Source organism: Streptomyces sp. NPDC019396 (assembly GCF_040632375.1).
In the GTDB taxonomy this organism is placed as follows: domain Bacteria; phylum Actinomycetota; class Actinomycetes; order Streptomycetales; family Streptomycetaceae; genus Streptomyces.
Window position 1 is genome coordinate 28,058 of record NZ_JBEYBS010000017.1, and the last position, 19,500, is coordinate 47,557.

Consider the following 19,500-nt stretch of genomic DNA (forward strand, 5'->3'; position numbering starts at 1 on the left):
AAGCCGTAGGCACCCTGTGAATTAGGTAACCCTTACCTTAGTATGTCGCCGATCCCCCGGCCCAGCGCCGGGACTCGACCTGCTCGGGGAGGGACGGCTACGTGTGCGGTTCCGAGGAAGCACTGGCCTACTGGCGACGGATTCTGACACCACTTCCACAGGCGGTCGCTCTCCCCGCGGACCGGCCACCGGCCACGGACGACGACACGCGGGAACAGCGGACCAGCGTGCTGGACGGGCTGGCCGATGCTCCCGACTCCGTGCTGCTCGCGGTGTTCCTGACGCTGCTGCACCGCTACGGCGGTGCGACCGATCTGACCGTGCTGTACGACGGGATACCGCTGCGGGTGTCTCTCGAACACGCGCCCACTTTCGCGGAGTTCGAGCACCAGGTCGAGCTGGTGCGGCAGGACGCGGAGGCACACCGGGTGCCGCTGGGCGTCCTCGTCGAGGAGTCGCACGCGTGGACGGCCGGAGAAGGCCGACTGGTCATCCGCACCGCGTTCGGGACCGCCGAGCGCCCGGCCGGGGCGCTCCCGGAGCCCCTGGACCTGCTGCTCGAGGCACGGGAGGGGACGTTACGGGCGACGTGTACAACCGGCCTGCTCGACGTCCCCACGATGCAGCGCGTGCTGCGCCACTACCGGACCCTGCTGGCCGACGCGCTCGCCCGGCCCGGGGTGCCCGTCGGTGCGCTGGACCTGATGGACGCGGACGAGTACCGGCAGGTCGTGGTCGACCGGAACACGACCGGACACGCGGTCCCTCCGGCCACCTGGCCCGTCATGTTCGACGAGCAGGTGCGCCGCCGCCCCGGCGACGTCGCCCTGGTGCTGGAGTACGAGCAGCTGACCTATGCGGAACTGGACGAGCGGGCTTCCCGTCTCGCGCACGCCCTGGTGGCGCGGGGCGCGGGACCCGAGAGGATCGTCGCCCTCGCCCTGCCGCGTTCCGTGGACCTGTTCGTCGCCGAGATCGCCGTGCTGAAGTCCGGCGCCGCCTACCTCCCCATCGACCACGACTATCCGGCCGAGCGCATCGCGTACATGCTCGGGGACGCCGCGCCCGTCTGCACGGTGACCACCGAGGAGGCCGCCCGCGAGCTGCCCGGACGGGACGGCATGGCGCTGCTGGTGCTGGACGCGCCGGGCACGGCGGAGGAGCTGGCGGGGCGCCCCGCACACGGCCCCACGGACAAGGACGCTGGCGCTCCGCTGTCCGTGCTGAACGCTGCCTGCGTCATCTACACCTCGGGGTCCACCGGCCGCCCCAAGGGGGTGGTCCTCTCCCACGGCGGTGTGGCGAAGCTCGTCGCGACCCAGACCGAGCGGTTCGGCATCGGCCCGCACAGCCGGGTGCTGCAGTTCGCCTCGCCGAGTTTCGACGTCGCCTTCTGGGACCTGTGCCTCGGACTGCTCTCAGGTGGCCGGCTTGTCGTGGTCCCGGCGGAACGGCGGTTCCCCGGAGCTCCGTTGGCGGAATTCGCCCATGCGCATGGCATCACCTTCATGATCCTGCCGCCCGCCCTGCTCGCCGCGATGCCCGACGACGTGCGTCTGCCGGCGACCGCGACGCTGCTGGCGGGTACGGAGCGGGTGTCGCCCGAGCTCGTGGCCCGCTATGCCCGGGGCCGGATGATGTTCAACGCCTACGGTCCGACCGAGGCCACCACCAATTCCACGCTCGGGCTGTGCGATCCGGACGTCGCGACCGGCTCCCTCGTGCCGATCGGGGTCCCCGACCCCGGGACCCGGGCGTATGTGCTGGACGCCTTCCTCCGGCCGGTGCCCTCCGGTGTCACGGGTGAGCTGTACCTCGGAGGCGCGGGTCTTGCCCGCGGGTACCTCGGCCGGGCCGGGCTGACCGCCGAGCGGTTCGTCGCCGATCCTTTCGGAGAACCGGGCGAACGGCTCTATCGCACGGGCGATCTGGTGCGCTGGAGGTCCGACGGAAGGCTGGAGTTCCTCGGGCGCACGGACGCCCAGGTGAAGATCCGCGGCTTCCGCATCGAGCCTGGCGAGATCGAGTCCGTGCTGCGCCGTCATCCCGCCGTCGACCAGGTCACGGTGGTGGCCCGTGAGGACGGCCCCGGCGAGCGGCGTCTGGCCGCCTATGTCGTGCCGGCGCTCGACGGGCCCCGCGACGAGGACCGGGACGCCCTGGTCGAGGGGTGGAAGGAGCTGCACGAACTCTTCTACGGGGCTGCCGCCCCCGACGGAACGCGGGACGATTTCGCGGGCTGGAACAGCATGTACGACGGCCGGCCGATCCCCGCCGACGAGATGCGCGAGTGGCGCGCGGAGACCGTCCGGAGCATTCATGAACTGGGGCCGGTCCGACGTGTGCTGGAGATCGGTGCGGGCAGCGGGCTGATCCTGTCCCGGCTGGCTCCCGGCTGCGACAGCTACTGGGCGACCGACCTCTCGGACGCGGCGGTCGCGGCCCTGCGCGCGCGCGTGGACGCCGACCCCGCGCTCGCCGGAAGGGTCCAGTTGCTGACCCGGCCCGCGCATGACACGGAAGGGCTGCCCGCCGGACACTTCGACACGGTCGTCCTCAACTCGGTGGCGCAGTACTTCCCGAGTGCCGGGTACCTCGTCGACGTCCTGCGCGAAGTGGCTCCGCTGCTGGCTCCGGACGGCCGGATCTTCCTCGGCGACGTACGCAATCTGCGGCTGCTGCGCACACTGCGGGCGGCGGTGGAGACCCGGCGCGCCGGGCCGTACGGGGCCGGGGGCGACGACAGCGACAAGAGCGCGCTGCGCACCGCGGTCGAGCGGTCGGTGCGGTGGGAGGGTGAACTTCTCCTCGATCCCGACTTCTTCGCCACTCTCGACGGGTTCGGCGCCGAGATCCGGCTGAAGCGCGCCACACACCACAACGAGCTCAGCCGCTACCGGTACGACGTCGTCCTGCGCCCCGGAAGGCTGATCCGGTACACGCCCCCGGAGCGGGAAGTCAGCTGGGCGGAGGCGGGGGATCTCACGGGGCTGGGCCGGCTCCTCGGTGAGCGCCCACCGCGGCTGCGTGTCACCGGTGTGCCCAACGCACGTCTCACCGAAGACCTCGCTGATCTACGGGGGCTGGAGGGCAGCGCAGGCGCGGCCGCCCCCGGCGCGGACCCGGAGGACTTCCGCGTCCTGGCCGCGCACCACGGCTGCCGCACGGCCCTGACGTGGAACGGGAACGCCGACGACGGGGCGTTCGACGCGGTCTTCGTACGCGGAGGTCCGCCGGACAGCCCGATCGACGGGCTCTACCGCACCGCGGCAGCGTACCCGCGCGCCAACCGTCCGGCGCCGTTCCGTGACACGGGCGCCCTGATGCGGACGCTCCGCGCGCATGTCGCCGAGCGGCTGCCGGACTACATGGTGCCGTCCGCCTTCGTCCCCGTGCACGTCCTTCCGGTGACCCCCAGTGGCAAGATCGATGCCAGGGCGCTGCCGGTGCCGGACTACGCGGCCATGAGTACCGGCCGTCCGCCACGCACGGCTCGTGAGCGGCTGCTGGCCCGGCTGTACGCGGAGGTGCTCGGGCTGGGGTCCGTCACCGCGGAGGACGACTTCCTCGCTCTCGGCGGCGACAGCATCACCGCGATCCAGCTGCTGGTCAAGGCGAGGGAAGCCGGCGTACGGCTCACCCCGAGGGATGTGTTCCGGCACCGGACGGTCGAGGCACTCGCGACGGCGGCAGCGGACCGTGCCGGAGCGACGGCGGCCTCCGAGGCAGCGGCACTCGGGGAACCGGACGCGGCGGAGCTCGCCGACGTCCAGGGCGCGCACCCGCTCCCGGTCGAGGAGCTGCTCCCTCTCACCCCACTCCAGAAGGGGTTCTTCTTCCACGCGCTGAGCAGTGGACCGGATGGCGACCTGTACGTGGTCCAGCAGGTCCTCGAGATGGAGGGCCCGGTCCGCGGTGCGGAGCTGCGGAGGTCGGCACAGCTGCTGCTGGACCGCCATGCGCCGCTGCGGGCGGCATTCCGGCAGCGGTCGGACGGCTCACCCGTACAGCTCATCGCCCGGGATGTGGAGCTGCCGTGGCGAGAGGTCGATCTCTCCGCCGATGACGAGGAGGCCAGAGAGTCCCTGAGCCGGGCGGTGGCCGCCCAGGAGCGGGACGGCGGATTCGACCTGGCCGCGCCTCCGCTGCTGCGCTGCGCACTGATCCGTCTCGGTGCGAGCCGCATGCGACTCATCTTGACGTTCCATCACATCGTGGCTGATGGATGGTCATTGCCGGTACTGCATCGTGAACTGCTGGCGGGTTACGGCGTGTCGGCGCCTTCACTCGAACCCGCCACTCCGTACCGCGACTTCCTGCGGAGTCTCCGCGAGCGGGACGGGGATGCCGCGCGCGAGGCCTGGCGTGCCGCGCTCGCCGGGCTCGAGGGGCCGACCCGTCTGGTGGACGGCCCTTCCACAGGCGGCCCGGTACGCCCGGCTCAGGTCCGGATCGAGCTGCCCGAGCGGACCACCGCGCGTCTCGGTGAGCGGGCACGAGCTCGGGGGGTGACCCTCGGGACGGTCCTGCAGGCCGCATGGGGGCTGCTGCTCGGGCGGCTCACCGGGCGCGACGACGTGGTGTTCGGCACCACGGTCTCGGGCCGTGACGGCGATGTCGCCGGTATCGACAGGATGGTCGGCCTGTTCATCAACACCCTGCCGACACGACTGCGCTGGGCGCCGGGAGAGTCCCTCGGAAGCACCTTGGCCCGCCTCCAGGACGAGCAGGCACGGCTGCTCGACCACCAGCACCTGGGGCTGGCCGAGCTCCAGCGGCTCGCCGGGCACGCGGGCTCCGGTGAACTCTTCGACACCCTGCTGGTGGTGGAGAACTATCCCGCGGCGGCGGACCTGACCGACCCGTCGGGCAGCGTACGCATCACCGGTGACGAGTTCCACGACACCGTCCACTACCCGCTCGCCCTGGTGGCACGGCCGGGGAAGCGTCTGGATCTGCGGCTCAAGTACCACGGGAGCAGGATCGGTTCCGATACCGCATGTGGCATCGGCGACCGGCTGGTCCGTGTGCTGGAAGCCTTCGCCGACGATCCGGCACGGCCCGTCGGCACCGTCGAACTGCTCTCGCCGGACGAGACGTTGCGTGCCCACCAGGCCGGCGAGGAGCGTGCCGTCGCGTCCACCACGCTGGCAGCCGCGTTCGCGGCCCAGGCTGCGCGCAGTCCCGAAGCCCTGGCCGTGGTCTACGAGGAGCAGCACCTGACCTACGCCGAACTGGACGTACGGGCCGAGGCGTTGGCAGTCCGGCTGAGGGGGCTCGGCGCCGGCCCGGGTGCTTTCGTCGCGGTCGCGGTGCCCCGGTCGCCTGAGCTGATGGTGGCCCTCGTCGGCGTGCTGAAGTCGGGGGCCGCGTACCTCCCGATCGATCCGGACTACCCGGCCGACCGTGTGTCGCACATGCTCGCCGATTCCGGCGCCACGACCGTGCTGGCCCTGTCCGCGTCGGCGCACCGGCTGCCGGAGCGCACGGGCACGACGGTGCTGCTGCTCGATGCCGCAGGTGACGGGACGGTCGACGGGCCGGGGCCCCTCGCCGGAGCGGAGCCGGTCGCCGGGACCGCACACGAGAGAGCTGCGGCGGGACCCGACGACCCTGCCTATCTGATCTACACCTCCGGGTCGACGGCACGTCCCAAGGGTGTGGTCGTCACCCACCGGGCCGTACTCAACCGGCTCGCCTGGATGCAGGGCGCCTACGGGCTGCGCGCCGACGACCGGGTGCTCCAGAAGACGCCGTCCAGCTTCGACGTTTCGGTGTGGGAGTTCTTCTGGCCCGTCGTGGAGGGCGCCGCTGTCGTGCTCGCCCGGCCCGACGGACATCGCGACCCCGCGTACCTCGCCGGGCTCGTCCAGCGGCAGCACATCACCACCATGCATTTCGTGCCGTCGATGCTTGCGGCATTTCTGCGGTCGGACGAGGTCGCCGCCACCCCTTCCTGGTCCCGTTCGCTGCGCCGGGTGTTCAGTAGCGGTGAGGCGCTGCCGCGCGCCGCCGCGCACCGCTGGCACGCACGGACCGGAGTGCCGCTGCACAACCTCTACGGTCCCACCGAAGCAGCGGTCGATGTGACGTACCAGCCTTTCGATCCAGCGGAGGAGGGTGCGAGCGGCCCCAGTGTGCCCATCGGGCGGCCGGTGTGGAACACCGGTCTCCGGGTGCTCGACCTGTGCCTGCGGCCGGTGCCCGACGGGGTGCCGGGAGAGCTCTATCTGACCGGTGTCCAGCTGGCCCGCGGCTACCACGCCCGGCCCGCGCTGACCGCCGAGCGGTTCACGGCCGACCCCTTCGGGCCACCCGGCGGCCGGATGTACCGCACCGGCGATCTGGTGCGACGGCGCCCGGACGGGGCGGTCGAGTACCTCGGCCGCACCGACCGGCAGGTCAAGCTGCACGGCAACCGCATCGAGCCCGGCGAGATCGAGGCCGCGCTGGTACGCCTACCCGGCGTGGACCAGGCCGCGGTGACCGTGCGGGACGGGGTACTCGTCGCCTATGCGGTCCCGTCGTCCGCCGCACCGGCGGACGACGACGGCTCGTACGTGAGCGAGCTGCGGAACGCCCTGGCGGGTCTTCTTCCCACCGCCCTGGTGCCCGGCGCGTGGGTGGTGCTCGATGCCCTGCCGCTCACCCCCAGCGGCAAGCTGGACCGGGGCGCGCTGCCCGCGCCGAAGGCCCTGCGGGCGGCGCCACGTGCCCCTCGTGACGAGCGGGAGCGGGCGCTGACGGAGATCTTCGCCGGGGTGCTGGGGGAACCAGAGGTCGGTGCCGACGACGACTTCTTCCTGCTCGGCGGGGACAGCATCAGTTCCATCGCCGTGTGCAGCCGGGCCCGTCGCGCGGGTCTGGCGATCGGCCCGCGCGACGTGTTCGAGCACCGCACGCCCGCGGCGCTCGCGGCGGCGGCCGCGAGCGTGCCGTTGGCGGATGGGAACCACCACGTCCCGGCCTCCGCCGCGTTCAGCCTGACGGACGAGGAGCGGGAGCGCGTCGAACGGCTCGCCCCGGGGTGTGTCGAGGACGTGTGGCCACTCGCCCCGCTGCAGGAGGGCCTGTTCTTCCACTCGGCGTACGACGGTGTCCTGGACGTGTACACGGTCCATGAGTCCTTCGACTTCGCTGAGACGGTGGACGCCGAGCGGCTTCGTGTCGCCGCCCGGACCCTGCTCGCCCGCCACCGGAGTCTGCGTGCCGGGTTCACGACCGAGGGGCAGCGCAGACCGGTGCAGTTCCTCGTGCACGAGGTGGAGGTTCCTCTTTCCGAGGTGGACCTGACGGGTGTGCCGCTTCGTCAGCAAGAAGAGGAACTGCGGGAGTTGATGGACCGGGAGCGGTCCCGGCGCTTCGATCTGTCGCGTCCTCCGCTGCTGCGGATGCTTCTGATCCGGCGGGGCAAGGGGCTGAGCGACCGGCTGGTGATCGGGCGTCATCTGATCCTCTGGGACGGCTGGTCGGCCTGGCTGTTCCTCGACCAGTTGTTCGCGCTCTACGAGAACGGTGGCGACACCGCGGGCCTTGACCGCCCCGGATCGTACCGGGACTACCTGACCTGGCTGGAGGGCCAGGACGAGGCACGGGCGACCCGTGCCTGGCGCGCCGCCCTGGCCGGACTCGAGGAGCCCACGCTGCTGGTGCCCGCGGTGTCCGACCGCGGCCCCGACCCGGTGGTCCCAGAGCTCCTGGACGCCGTACTCGACGCGGACACGGCCGCGCGGCTGCGCACACTGGCACGTGGCCACGGGCTGACCCTCAACACCGTGCTCAACACCGCCTGGGGCCTGGTCCTGGCCAGCGCGACCGGCCGCAGCGATGTCGTCTTCGGCACCACGGTGGCCGGGCGGCCGAGCGAAGTGCCGGACGTGGAGCATGTCATCGGTCTCTTCCTCAACACCGTGCCCGCACGCCTGGTCTTCGATCCGCGCGAGCGGGTCCTGGATCTGCTGCGCCGTGTGCAGGCCGAGCGGATGGACGTCATGCCCTACGAGTACCTGGGGCTCGGTGTGCTCCAGGCCGAGACGGGTCACCGCCGGCTGTTCGACACACTGTTCGTGCTGCGCAACGCCGACACGGAGGAGCGGCTCGCCGCGCTTCGCGAGCGGTACGGCGCCACCGCCGTCGCCAACGTGGACGCCACCCATTACCCGGCCAACCTGATCGTCACGCCCGGTGAACAGGTCCTCGTCACCCTGGCCCACCGCCCCGACCTGCTGGACCGGGACCGCGCGCAAGGTCTGCTCGACCGGTTCGTGGTGCTCACCGGCAGGCTGGTCGCGGCACCCGGTGCGGCGGTTGGGTCGCTTGATCCACTGCTCGCCTCCGAGGCCGCCGCGCTGGCACGGGCGGAGCAGTCGAACCGGCAGCCGGTGCCGCGGCGGAGCGTCGCGGACATGCTGGCCGACCAGGCGGAGCGGACACCGGACGCGACGGCGCTGGTCTTCGGCGCCACGACGCTGACGTACGCCGAACTGGACGGGCGCTGCAACCGGTTGGCCCGGCTGCTCATCGCCCGCGGCGCCGGGCCCGAGAAGGTCGTCGCGCTCGGCCTGCCGCGCTCGACGGACATGGTCGTGGCGCTGTTCGCCGTGCTGCGCACCGGTGCCGCGTATCTGCCGCTCGAACTCGACCATCCTGCCGAGCGCTTGTCCCTGATGCTGGCCGACGCGCGTCCGCTGCTCCTGCTGTCGACGGCGGCGGTGTCGCGGAGCCTGGCGGACGGCACCCCGCGTGTGCTGCTCGACGATCCGGCGGTGGCCGCCGAACTGGCCCTGCTGCCGGACAGCGCCGTGCGGACGTCGTTCAGCCTGGACCACCCGGCGTACGTGATCTACACATCGGGCTCCACGGGCCGCCCCAAGGGTGTGGTCACCCCCTATGTGGGGCTGACGAACATGCAGCTCAACCACCAGAAGGAGATCTTCGCCCCGGCCGTCGCAGCTACCGGGGGCCGGCGGCTGCGCATCGCGCACACCGTGTCGTTCGCCTTCGACATGTCCTGGGAGGAGCTGCTGTGGCTCGTCGAAGGACACGAGGTGCACATCTGCGACGAGGAACTGCGCCGTGACGCCATCGCGCTCGTGGCGTACTGCGAGGAGCACCGTGTCGACGTCGTGAACGTGACGCCGACCTACGCCCATCTGCTGTTCGAGGAGGGGCTGCTCGACGGCCACCGCCCCCCTCTGGTGCTGCTCGGCGGGGAGGCGGTCACCGAAGCGGTGTGGAGCACACTGCGGGACACCGAGGGGACCTACGGCTACAACCTCTACGGGCCCACCGAATACACCATCAACGCCCTGGGCGGCGGCACCGGGGACAGCGAGAGCCCCACCGTGGGCCGCCCGATCCGCGCCACCCGTGCCCGGATCCTCGACACCTGGCTGCGGCCGGTGCCGGACGGGGTGGCCGGTGAGCTGTACATCGCGGGCACGGGGCTCGCCCGCGGCTATCTCGGACGGCCCGGACTGACCGCCGAGCGGTTCGTGGCGGACCCGTACGGCAGACCGGGGGAACGCCTTTACCGGACGGGTGACCTGGTGCGCAGGCGCGCGGACGGCAACATCGACTTCCTCGGGCGCACGGACGACCAGGTCAAGATCCGCGGCCACCGGGTGGAGCTGGGTGAGATCGAGACCGCTCTGGTGCGGCACCCCGGAGTGGCCCAGGCGGCCGTGGTCGCACGGGACGACGAGTCCGCGCCCGGCACACGGCGGCTGGTGGGCTATGTCGTCCCGGCCGAACCGGACGCCCGGGCGCGGGCGGCGGCGGAGCGCGAGCAGGTCGGCGAGTGGCGGGAGTTCTACGCGGCCGAGTACACCGAGATCGGGACGGCGCTGTTCGCCGAGGACTTCGCCGGCTGGGACAGCTCGTACGACGGCGCACCGATCCCGCTGGAGCACATGCGCGAGTGGCGGGAGGCGACGGTCCGGCGCATCCGCGGGTTGCGGCCGCGCCATGTCCTGGAGATCGGGGTCGGCTCAGGTCTGCTGCTGTCCCGGCTCGCCCCTGACGTGGAGTCGTACTGGGCGACGGACTTCGCGGCGCCCGTCATCCGCAAGCTGGGTGAGGACCTCGCGTCGGCTCCGGAGCTGGCGCGGAAGGTGGAACTGCGCTGCCAGGCGGCCGACGAGACGGCGGGGCTGCCGACGGGGTCCTTCGACACGATCGTGATCAACTCAGTGGTGCAGTACTTCCCGAGCCTGGAGTACCTGCGCGGGGTGATCCGCGGTGCGATGGGACTGCTGGCGCCGGGCGGCACGCTGTTCCTGGGGGACATCCGCGATCTGCGGCAGGCGCGGGTGTTCCAGGCCGGCGTCCAGGCCGCGCGGGCGTCCGATCACCCCGCACCCGCAGTGCTGCGGCGGGCCGTCGACCGGGGCATCGCCCTGGAGAAGGAGCTGCTCGTCGATCCGGACTGGTTCACCACCCTGGGCGCCGGTGTGGAGCTGCGGACCAAGGACGGCAGACACCACAACGAACTGACGCGGTACCGCTACGACGTGGTCCTGTACGAGCCGTGCGGCGACGCGGCGGATGTGCTGCGGCTCGACGACGCCCCGGTGCTGGACTGGACCGGACACGGCGACCTCGCCGGCCTCGCCGCCCGTCTCGACGGGTCCAGGGAGCGAGCGGACCGGCTGCGGGTGCACCGGGTGCCCGACCCCAGGACGGCGGGCGATCTCGCCATGCTGCGGGAGGCGGATGCGGGGCATCGGCCCCGCCGGGCCGTAGCGGCCGGTGTGGAGCCCGACGAGCTGCGCGCCCTGGGCGCGCGGTACGGCTACCGTGCGCTGACCACCTGGGCGGATGAACCAGGTTTCTACGACGCCGTGTTCGTCCGGGGTACGGACCACGGGCGCACGGCGGGGCTGTACCGCCCGCACGGGGACCGCGGTCCGGCGCCGTACGCCAACTCCCCTGCCGCGAACCGGGGCAATGGCGCACTCGCGCGCCGGCTGCGCGAGGACCTGGGCCGGCGGCTCCCGACCTACATGGTGCCGGCGGCCTTCGTGGTCCTGCCCGCGCTTCCGATGAACGACAACGGCAAGCTGGACGTCCCGGCGCTGCCCGACGCCGAACCCGCGGTGGCCCTGTCTGAGGGACGCGGTCCGCGCACTCCGGTCGAGGAGGCGCTGTGCCGCCTTTTCGCTGAGGTGCTGGGCCTCCCCCGCACCGGCGCGGAGGACGACTTCTTCGATCTGGGCGGCCATTCGCTGCTGGCGACCAGGCTGATCAGCCGGGCCCGCACGGAGCTGGGAGCCGAGCTGGCGATCCGCGATCTGTTCGAGGCGCCCACACCCGAGGCGCTGGCGCTGCGGGTGGAGCACGGTGCGGCGGCGCGGCCCGTCCGGCCCGTCCTGGAGCCCGCAGTGCGCCCCGAGCTGATTCCGCTGTCGGCGGCCCAGCGGCGGCTCTGGCTGGTGGAGCGGATCACCGGAGACGGGGTCGCGTACAACTTCCCGCTGGTGTTCAGGCTGAGAGGCGAGCTGGACCTGGACGCGCTGCGGGCCGCCGCCCGTGACGTGATGGACCGCCACGAGTCCTTGCGTACGCGTTTCGTGGCCGTGGACGGCGAACCGCACCAGTGGATCGTCCCGGCCGGCGAGGCCGAGCCGGAGTTCGGCGTGGCGGACTGCCCGGAGGCCGAACTGGCGGCACGGATCGCGGACGCGCAGCGCCGCCCCTTCGACCTGGGTGCGGATCTGCCCCTGCGGGTGGAGGTGCTGCGACTGGGTCCGGAGGACCGGGTGGTGGCGCTGGTGCTGCACCACATCACCACCGACGAATGGTCGGACCGGCCGTTCCTCACCGATCTGGACCACGCATACCGGGCCCGGGCCGCGGGTGAAGCACCCGGGTGGACGCCGCTGCCGGTGCAGTACGCCGACTACACACTGTGGCAGGAGCGGCTGCTAGCGGAGGTCGGGGAGCACCAGTCGGCCTTCTGGGCACGCACGCTCGACGGGCTGCCCGAAGAGATTCCCCTGCCGCTGGACAGGCCGGGTGCGGCGCGTGTGACGGGCCGGGGCGCCGTGGTGCGTACGACGCTGCCGGATGCTTCGGCGGCCGTCCTGAGGAAGCTGGCGGCCACGCATCAGATCAGTATGTTCATGCTGTTCCAGGCAGCCACGGCGGCCCTGCTGCACCGGCTCGGTGCGGGCGACGACATCCCGCTCGGCACACCGATCGCCGGACGCACCGACAGCGCGGTGGACGACCTCGTCGGGTTCTTCGTCAACACGCTCGTGCTGCGCACGGACGTCTCCGGTGACCCGGTCTTCGCGGAGCTGCTCGGCCGGGTCAGGGAGGCGGCCCTCGCCGCGTTCGAGCATCAGGACGTGCCGTTCGACCGGGTCGTGGAGACGGTGAACCCCGTCAGGGCCGCCGACCGCAATCCGCTGTTCCAGGTGATGCTCGGCTACCACCACCGGCCGGACGGGGACCCGGACCTGTTCGGGCTGCCCACCGAGTGGTGGGACATGGACACGGGCACGGCCAAGTTCGATCTGGACTTCACCGTGGTCGATCACGGTCCTGGCCGTGACATGGCCCTGCTGCTCGAGTACGCCACCGAGCTGACCGACGAGGAGACAGCGGCGGCTCTGCTCGTACGGCTGGTCGGCCTCCTGGAGCAGGTCGCCGCCGACCCCGCGCGGCCCGTCAGCGGACTGCGGGTGCTCACCGACGAAGAGGAGTCGGCACGGGCTACGACGTGGAACGCCACGGACCGGCCGGTGGAGACCCGTTCCGTACCGGAGATCCTGGACGACACGGTCCGTGCCATGCCGGACGCCCCAGCGCTGGTCGCGGGGGGCGAGCGTCTCACCTTCCGTGCGCTGGCGGCACGGGTCGACGCCGTGGCGCGGCTGGTACGGCGCCGGGGCGCGGGCCCCGAGGCGGTGGTGGGCCTCGCGCTGCCGAGGCACCTCATGGTGCCCGCGATCCTGGGAGTGCTCAGGGCGGGGGCCGCGTATCTTCCCCTCGATCCCGCGTACCCCAGCGAGCGGCTGGAGTTCATGCTGCGCGACACGGGCGCGCTGTTCGTGCTGACCACCGCGGCCCTTTCCGCGGAACTACCGGAGGGTTGCGTACGCGTCCTGCTCGACGAGCCCGGTCACCCGGCGGATGACGCCCCGTTCACAGCCCCCGCCCCGTCCAACGCGGCCTATGTGATCTCCACTTCGGGCTCAACGGGCACTCCCAAGGGTGTCGTGTGCACCCACCGCGGACTCAGCAACCTGTTCGCGGCGCACCGCGACGGTCTCATCGCATCCGCGGTACGGGCGGCAGGCCGTGATCGGCTGCGGGCCGTCCATACCGCGTCGTTCAGCTTCGACGCCTCCTGGGACCCGTTGCTGTGGCTGCTGGCCGGTCACGAACTGCACATCGCCGACGAGGCCTCGATATCGGATCCCGCCGCACTGCCGGTGCTGCTGGAACGCGAGCGGATCGACTTGCTGGACGTCACGCCGACCTATCTCCGCGAGCTCGTCCACCATGGTTTCCTCTCCGACGCGGGGCAGGTGCCCAGGGTGGTCGTCGTGGGCGGTGAGGCCGTCCCGGACGGGCTGTGGGAGCGGCTGTGCGCGCTGCCCGGCGTACAGGCGCACGATCTGTACGGGCCGACGGAGTGCACGGTGGACGCCTACGGGCGGCACGGCCGGGCTCCGGACGGCAGCGGCCCGTGGGCGGGGCCGCTCGGCAATGTGCGCGCCCACGTCCTGGACGGCCGGCTGCGGCCGGTGCCCGTCGGAGTGGTGGGCGAACTGTATCTGGCCGGGCATGGACTGGCCCGTGGCTATCTGAACCGGCGGGGGCCGACGGCCGAGCGCTTCACTGCGGACCCCTTCGGTGCACCGGGCAGCCGGATGTACCGCACCGGTGACCTCGCCAGGCGTCGCCGTGACGGTGCACTGGAGTTCCTGGGGCGCGCCGATGCGCAGGTGAAGCTGCACGGCTTCCGGATCGAGCCCGGTGAGGTCGAGGCGGTCATCGCCGGGTGCCCGGGGGTGTCGGTGGCCACGGTGGTCGTACGTGAGGACACCCCGGGCGTCCCGCGGCTGGTGGCGTATGTCGTGCCGGCCGGGGACCGTGCTCCGGATCCCGCGGGTGTGCGCGAGCGTGTGGCGGCGGCCGTGCCCCCGCACATGGTGCCCGCCGCCTTCGTCACGGTGCCGCTGCTGCCGCGCACGGTGAGCGGCAAGCTCGACGAGAGGGCGCTTCCCGCACCGGACTTCGCCGCGGCGGGTGCCGGCCGCGGGCCCCGTTCGCCACGCGAGGAGCTGTTGTGCGAGGCGTTCGCCGCCGTACTCGACGTACCGGTGGTGGGCATCGACGACGGCTTCTTCGCGCTGGGCGGGCACTCCCTGCTCGCCATGCGGCTGGTGTCCCGGATCCGTTCGGTGCTCGGTGCCGAGGTGTCCCTGCGTACCGTGTTCGACGCTCCGACGGTGGCGGGTCTCGCCGCACGGCTCGCCGGTCCGGCACCGGGCGACGCGTACGGCCCCGGGGGCCGGCCGGCGCCGACCGTACGGCCGCGCCCGGAGCGGCTGCCGCTCTCCTCCGCGCAGCAGCGGCTGTGGGTGCTCTACCGCGTGGAGGGGCCAAGCGCCACATACAACATCCCCACGGCGTGGCGGCTTTCGGGCGACCTGGATCCCGGTGCCCTGCGGGCCGCCGTGCACGACCTGGTGGAGCGGCACGAGACGCTGCGGACGGTGTTCCCCGACGAGGGCGGCCGTGTCTACCAGCGGATCCTGGACTCGGACGGGCCACGCGTCCCGTTCGCGGTGGAGGACGTCTCCCCGGAGCGGCTGGCCGGCCGGCTGGCCGAGGCGGGGGCCTACGGATTCGAGCTGGACCGTGAACCTCCCCTGCGCGTCCATCTGTTCCGTACGGCTGAGCGTGAGTGGACGCTGCTCCTGCTACTGCACCACATCGCGGGCGACGAGTGGTCGGAGCGTCCGCTGCACCGCGACCTGGCGCTCGCCTACGCCGCCCGGAAGGAGGGCCGTGCCCCGGGCTGGGCGCCGCTGCCCGTGCAGTACGCCGACTACACGCTCTGGCAACGGGACGTGCTCGGGGAAGAGCGGGATCCCCTGAGTCTCGCGGCACGTCAGATCGGCTACTGGCGAGCGGCGCTCGCCGGTCTGCCCGAGGAACTGCCACTGCCCACCGACCGGCCGCGTCCCCCCGAAGCGAGCCATCGCGGCGGCAGCGCGGACCTCTCGCTCGACGCCGGGCTGGCCGCGGATCTGCGGCGGCTGGCCCGCGAGAACGGTGTCAGTGTGTTCATGGTGATCCAGGCCGCGGTGGCGGCACTGCTCACCCGGCTGGGCGCGGGGCACGACATCCCCGTCGGCAGTCCCATCTCCGGCCGCACGGACGACGCGCTGGAGGATCTGGTCGGGTTCTTCCTGAACACCCTGGTGCTGCGCACCGACACGTCGGGCGACCCGTCCTTCCGCGAACTGCTGGCCCGGGTGCGGACAACCGACCTGGCGGCCTTCGACCACCAGGACGTGCCGTTCGAGCGGCTGGTGGAGGCGGTCAACCCGGCTCGGTCGCTCGCCCGCCATCCGCTGTTCCAGGTGATGGTGGTGTATCTCGCGGCGGGTGGGGACGACACCGTGGCGCCGGTTCTGCCGGGGCTGCTCACCCGGCAGGAGGACGTGGCGCAGGGCTCGGCCAAGTTCGACCTCTCCTTCGACTTCGTCGAACGCGCCGACGGCGCCGGGGTGGACGGCGTACTGGAGTACAGCACCGACCTGTTCGACCCCGCGACGGCGCGTTCCCTCGCGGACCGGCTGTCACGCTTCCTTCGGGCAGTCGCCGCCGATCCGGGTGCCCGCATCGGACACATCGAGATCCTGGGCACAGGCGAACGGCAGGCCCTGCACGGCGGCTGGCACAGCCGTACGCTCCCGGCCTCCCCCACCACCGTGCCCGCCCTGTTCGACGCCTGCGTACGAAGCTGGCCGGACGCACCCGCCGTGGCCTCCGACGGGATCGAGCTCAGCTACGCGGCGCTCGACGCCCGTGCCAACCGCCTGGCGCGCCTGCTGATGGGGCTGGGCGCGGGTCCCGAGCGAATCGTGGCCCTGGCCCTGCCGCGTACCGTGCTGTTCATGGAGGCGGTCCTCGCCGTCCACAAGGCCGGTGCCGCGTATCTGCCGCTCGACCCCGACGCACCGCTGGAGCGCACCGCGCAGGTGCTGGGTGACGCCGGGCCGCTGCTCAGCCTCACCACCGGCGCACTGGCCGGTGCGCTGCCCCCTGAGACGGCGGTGCTGGTGCTGGACGACCCTGCCACCGCCGAGCGGATCGCCGCGCAGGACGGTGCGGGGTTCGGCGACGCGGAGCGTACCGGTCCGTTGAGCCCGCACCACCCTGCGTATGTGATCTACACATCCGGCTCCACCGGCCGGCCCAAGGGTGTGGTGGTCACCCACGCCTCGCTGGGCCATCTCTTCCACAGCCATCGCGAGACGCTGTACGCGCCGGCCGTCGCGGCGACCGGCCGCAGGCATCTGCGGGCGGGACACGCCTGGTCGTTCTTCTTCGACGCCTCCTGGCAGCCGCAGTTGTGGCTTCTGGACGGGCACTGCGTCCACATCGTGTCCGACGAGGTGCGGCGGGATCCCGAACTGCTCACCGCCGCGGTCGTCCGGCACGGCTTCGACTTCCTGGAGGTGACCCCGTCGTTCTTCGCGCAGATGGCGGAGAGCGGGCTGCTGACGGGCGACGGTGACGCGTGCCCGCTCGCGGTCGTCGGCGTGGGCGGGGAAGCGGTGCCGCGCGCGTTGTGGCGGCGGCTCGCATCGTTGCGTGGCACCGAGGTGTTCAATCTGTACGGGCCGACCGAGTCGACCGTCGACGCGCTGGTGGCACGGGTGGGCGGCGGGGAACGCCCGCTCGTCGGGCGTCCGGTGGCGGGCACCCGGGCATATGTGCTCGACGGTCTGCTGCGGCCGGTGCCCCCCGGTGTGACCGGCGAGCTCTACCTGGCGGGCGGCGGCCTCGCCCGCGGCTACCTGGGCAGCCCCGGGCTGACGGCCGAACGCTTCGTGGCCGACCCGTTCGGCGCTCCGGGCTCGCGGTTGTACCGCACCGGTGATCTGGCCCGCTGGACCGCCGAGGGGCATGTCGACTTCCTCGGGCGCGCCGACGACCAGATCAAGATCCGCGGATTCCGTGTCGAACCAGCTGAGATCGAGTCGGCACTGAGCAGGCATCAAGCCGTTGGGCAGGCCCTGGTGACGCTCCAACGGGAAAACGGGCTAGGACGCCTCGTGGCCTATGTGGTGCCCCTGGCGGATGCCACCGTGGACGGCTCGGAACTGCGGGCCCATGTCGCCGCCCTGCTCCCGGACCACATGGTCCCGGCCGCCGTCGTGCCGCTCGACCGGTTCCCGGAGCTGGCGAACGGCAAGCTGGACCGGGGTGCGCTGCCGGCCCCCGACTTCTCGGCGCTGTCCTCGGGCCGCCCGCCACGCGACGCACGCGAGGAGGCGCTCTGCACGGTGTTCGCGGACCTGCTGGGTCTCGAACGCGTGAGCGTGGACGCCGACTTCTTCGCGCTCGGCGGCGACAGCATCGTGGCGATGCAACTCGTCAGCCGGGCCCGCGCCGCGGGCGTGCGGATCAGTCCGCGGCTGGTCTTCCGGCACCGCACCGTGGCGGCCCTGAGCGCCGTCGCCGAAGCGGTCGACGCCACCGCCGTCCGGTCCGCGGAGGACGGGACGGGCACCGTGCCGCTCACCCCGGTGATGCACTGGCTGCGCGAACTGGGCGGCCCGATCGCGACGTACCACCAGGCCGCGCTCGTACGCACTCCGGCCGCGCTCGACCTGCCGGGTCTGACCGCGGTGCTCCAGGCCCTCGCCGACCGGCACGACATGCTGCGGGCCACGCTGAGGCGGCCGGCGTACGAGAGCACCCGCGACTGGTCGATGCATGTCCCACCGCCCGGTGCCGTGGACGCCGGGGCGTGGATCGACCGGGTGGATGTGTCCGGACTCGACGCCGGGTCGCTGGGCCGCGTCGTCCGTGAGCACGCGCTGGCGGCGCGCTCGCTTCTGGACCCGGACGCGGGGGTGATGGTCAGGGCGGTGTGGTTCGACGGGGGCGGTGTGCCGGGACGGCTGCTGCTGATGGCCCACCACCTGGTGGTGGACGGGGTGTCCTGGCGGGTGCTGCTGCCCGACCTCGCGGCGGCCTGGCGGGATGTGTCCACGGGGCGGCCGGTGCGGCTCGACCCGGTGGAGACGTCGTTCGCACGGTGGGCCCGGCTACTGGCGGACCGGGCCCTGGCCCCGCGGTGCGAGGCCGAACTGGCTCTCTGGACGGAGGTACTGGACGGCGGTGGAGCGCAGCCGCTCCCGCTGCTGCGCGAAGCGGAACCGGACCGCGACACCAACGCGACCGTGCGGGAGTTTGCCCTGCGGCTTCCCGCCGAGCACACGGGACCGCTGCTGTCGACGGTGCCCGCCCGCTTCGGGGCGGGCGTCAACGACGTCCTGCTGGCGGGGCTCGCCCTGGCGTTCGCCGACCGGCGCGGGCCGGCCGGAGGGCCGGACACCTCCGTGCTGGTGGACCTCGAAGGGCACGGCCGCGAGGAGGAGCTGTCCGGGGACGGCGTCGACCTCTCCCGTACCGTGGGCTGGTTCACCAGTGTGTTCCCGGTGCGGCTCGACATCGGGGCGGCCGATCCCGCCGACGCGATGGCGGGCGGGCCGGCCGCCGAGGAGGCGGTGCGCCGGGTCCGCGAGCATCTGGCGTCGCTGCCCTCGGGCGGGAGGGGCTTCGGACTGCTGCGGCATCTGAACCCGAAGACCCGTGAGGTCCTGGCGGATCACCCCGCACCGCGTATCGAGTTCAACTACCTGGGCCGGTTCGGGGTCCCTGAGGAGAAGGACTGGTCGTACGCCCCCGAGGAGGACGACGCGGACATCGGCCCCGGGCCCGCGATGCGGCAGGACCACGCGCTGGAGATCAACGTGGTGACCGAGGACCGGCCGGAGGGACCGGTGCTCGCAGCCCACTGGGCCTACGCGGAGGGGCTGCTGGCGCGCGAGACGGTCGAGGAGCTTGCCGGGACCTGGTTCCGGGCGCTGCGAGGTCTGGTCAAATGGGCGCAGGCGACAACGGACACACCGGATACGAAGGCTGACACGCAGAGGAGGGGCAGCGCATGAGCAACCCGTTCGAAGATCCCGAAGGCACCTACCTGGTGCTCGTCAACGACGAGAACCAGCACAGCCTGTGGCCCGATTTCGTGGACGTACCGGCCGGCTGGCGGACCGTCCACGGCCCTGCCGCCCGGCAGGAGTGCCTGGACTACGTGGACACTCACTGGACCGACATGCGGCCGCGCAGCCTCGCTGAGGCGATGGACGGCTGACCTCAGGGTCGGCCGAGCTCCGGCAAATGGAAGCGGTGCCGGCCGCGGGCGCTCGCCCGCCCTGGCCGGCACCGTTCCGGCACCGT

The 19,500-nt window shown here is 72.4% G+C and carries 2 protein-coding genes; both read left to right on the forward strand.

Going from position 1 to position 19,500, the window contains the following annotated elements:
• Positions 1 to 101: 101 nt before the first annotated feature.
• Positions 102 to 19,208, forward strand: a complete 19,107-nt coding sequence (locus ABZ532_RS20330) for an amino acid adenylation domain-containing protein (RefSeq protein ID WP_361285231.1) — start codon at positions 102 to 104, stop codon at positions 19,206 to 19,208.
• Positions 19,205 to 19,414 (forward strand): MbtH family protein, encoded by a 210-nt coding sequence (locus tag ABZ532_RS20335; RefSeq protein WP_361285234.1) that lies wholly within the window; start codon positions 19,205 to 19,207, stop codon positions 19,412 to 19,414. Before ABZ532_RS20330 ends, ABZ532_RS20335 begins: the two co-directional genes overlap by 4 nt.
• The last annotated feature ends 86 nt before the right edge of the window (positions 19,415 to 19,500 follow it).

Bases quoted from the DNA above. Each gene is read 5' to 3' on its own strand.
- ABZ532_RS20335 (WP_361285234.1), top strand. From the start codon at position 19,205: ATGAGCAACCCGTTCGAAGATCCCGAAGGCACCTACCTGGTGCTCGTC.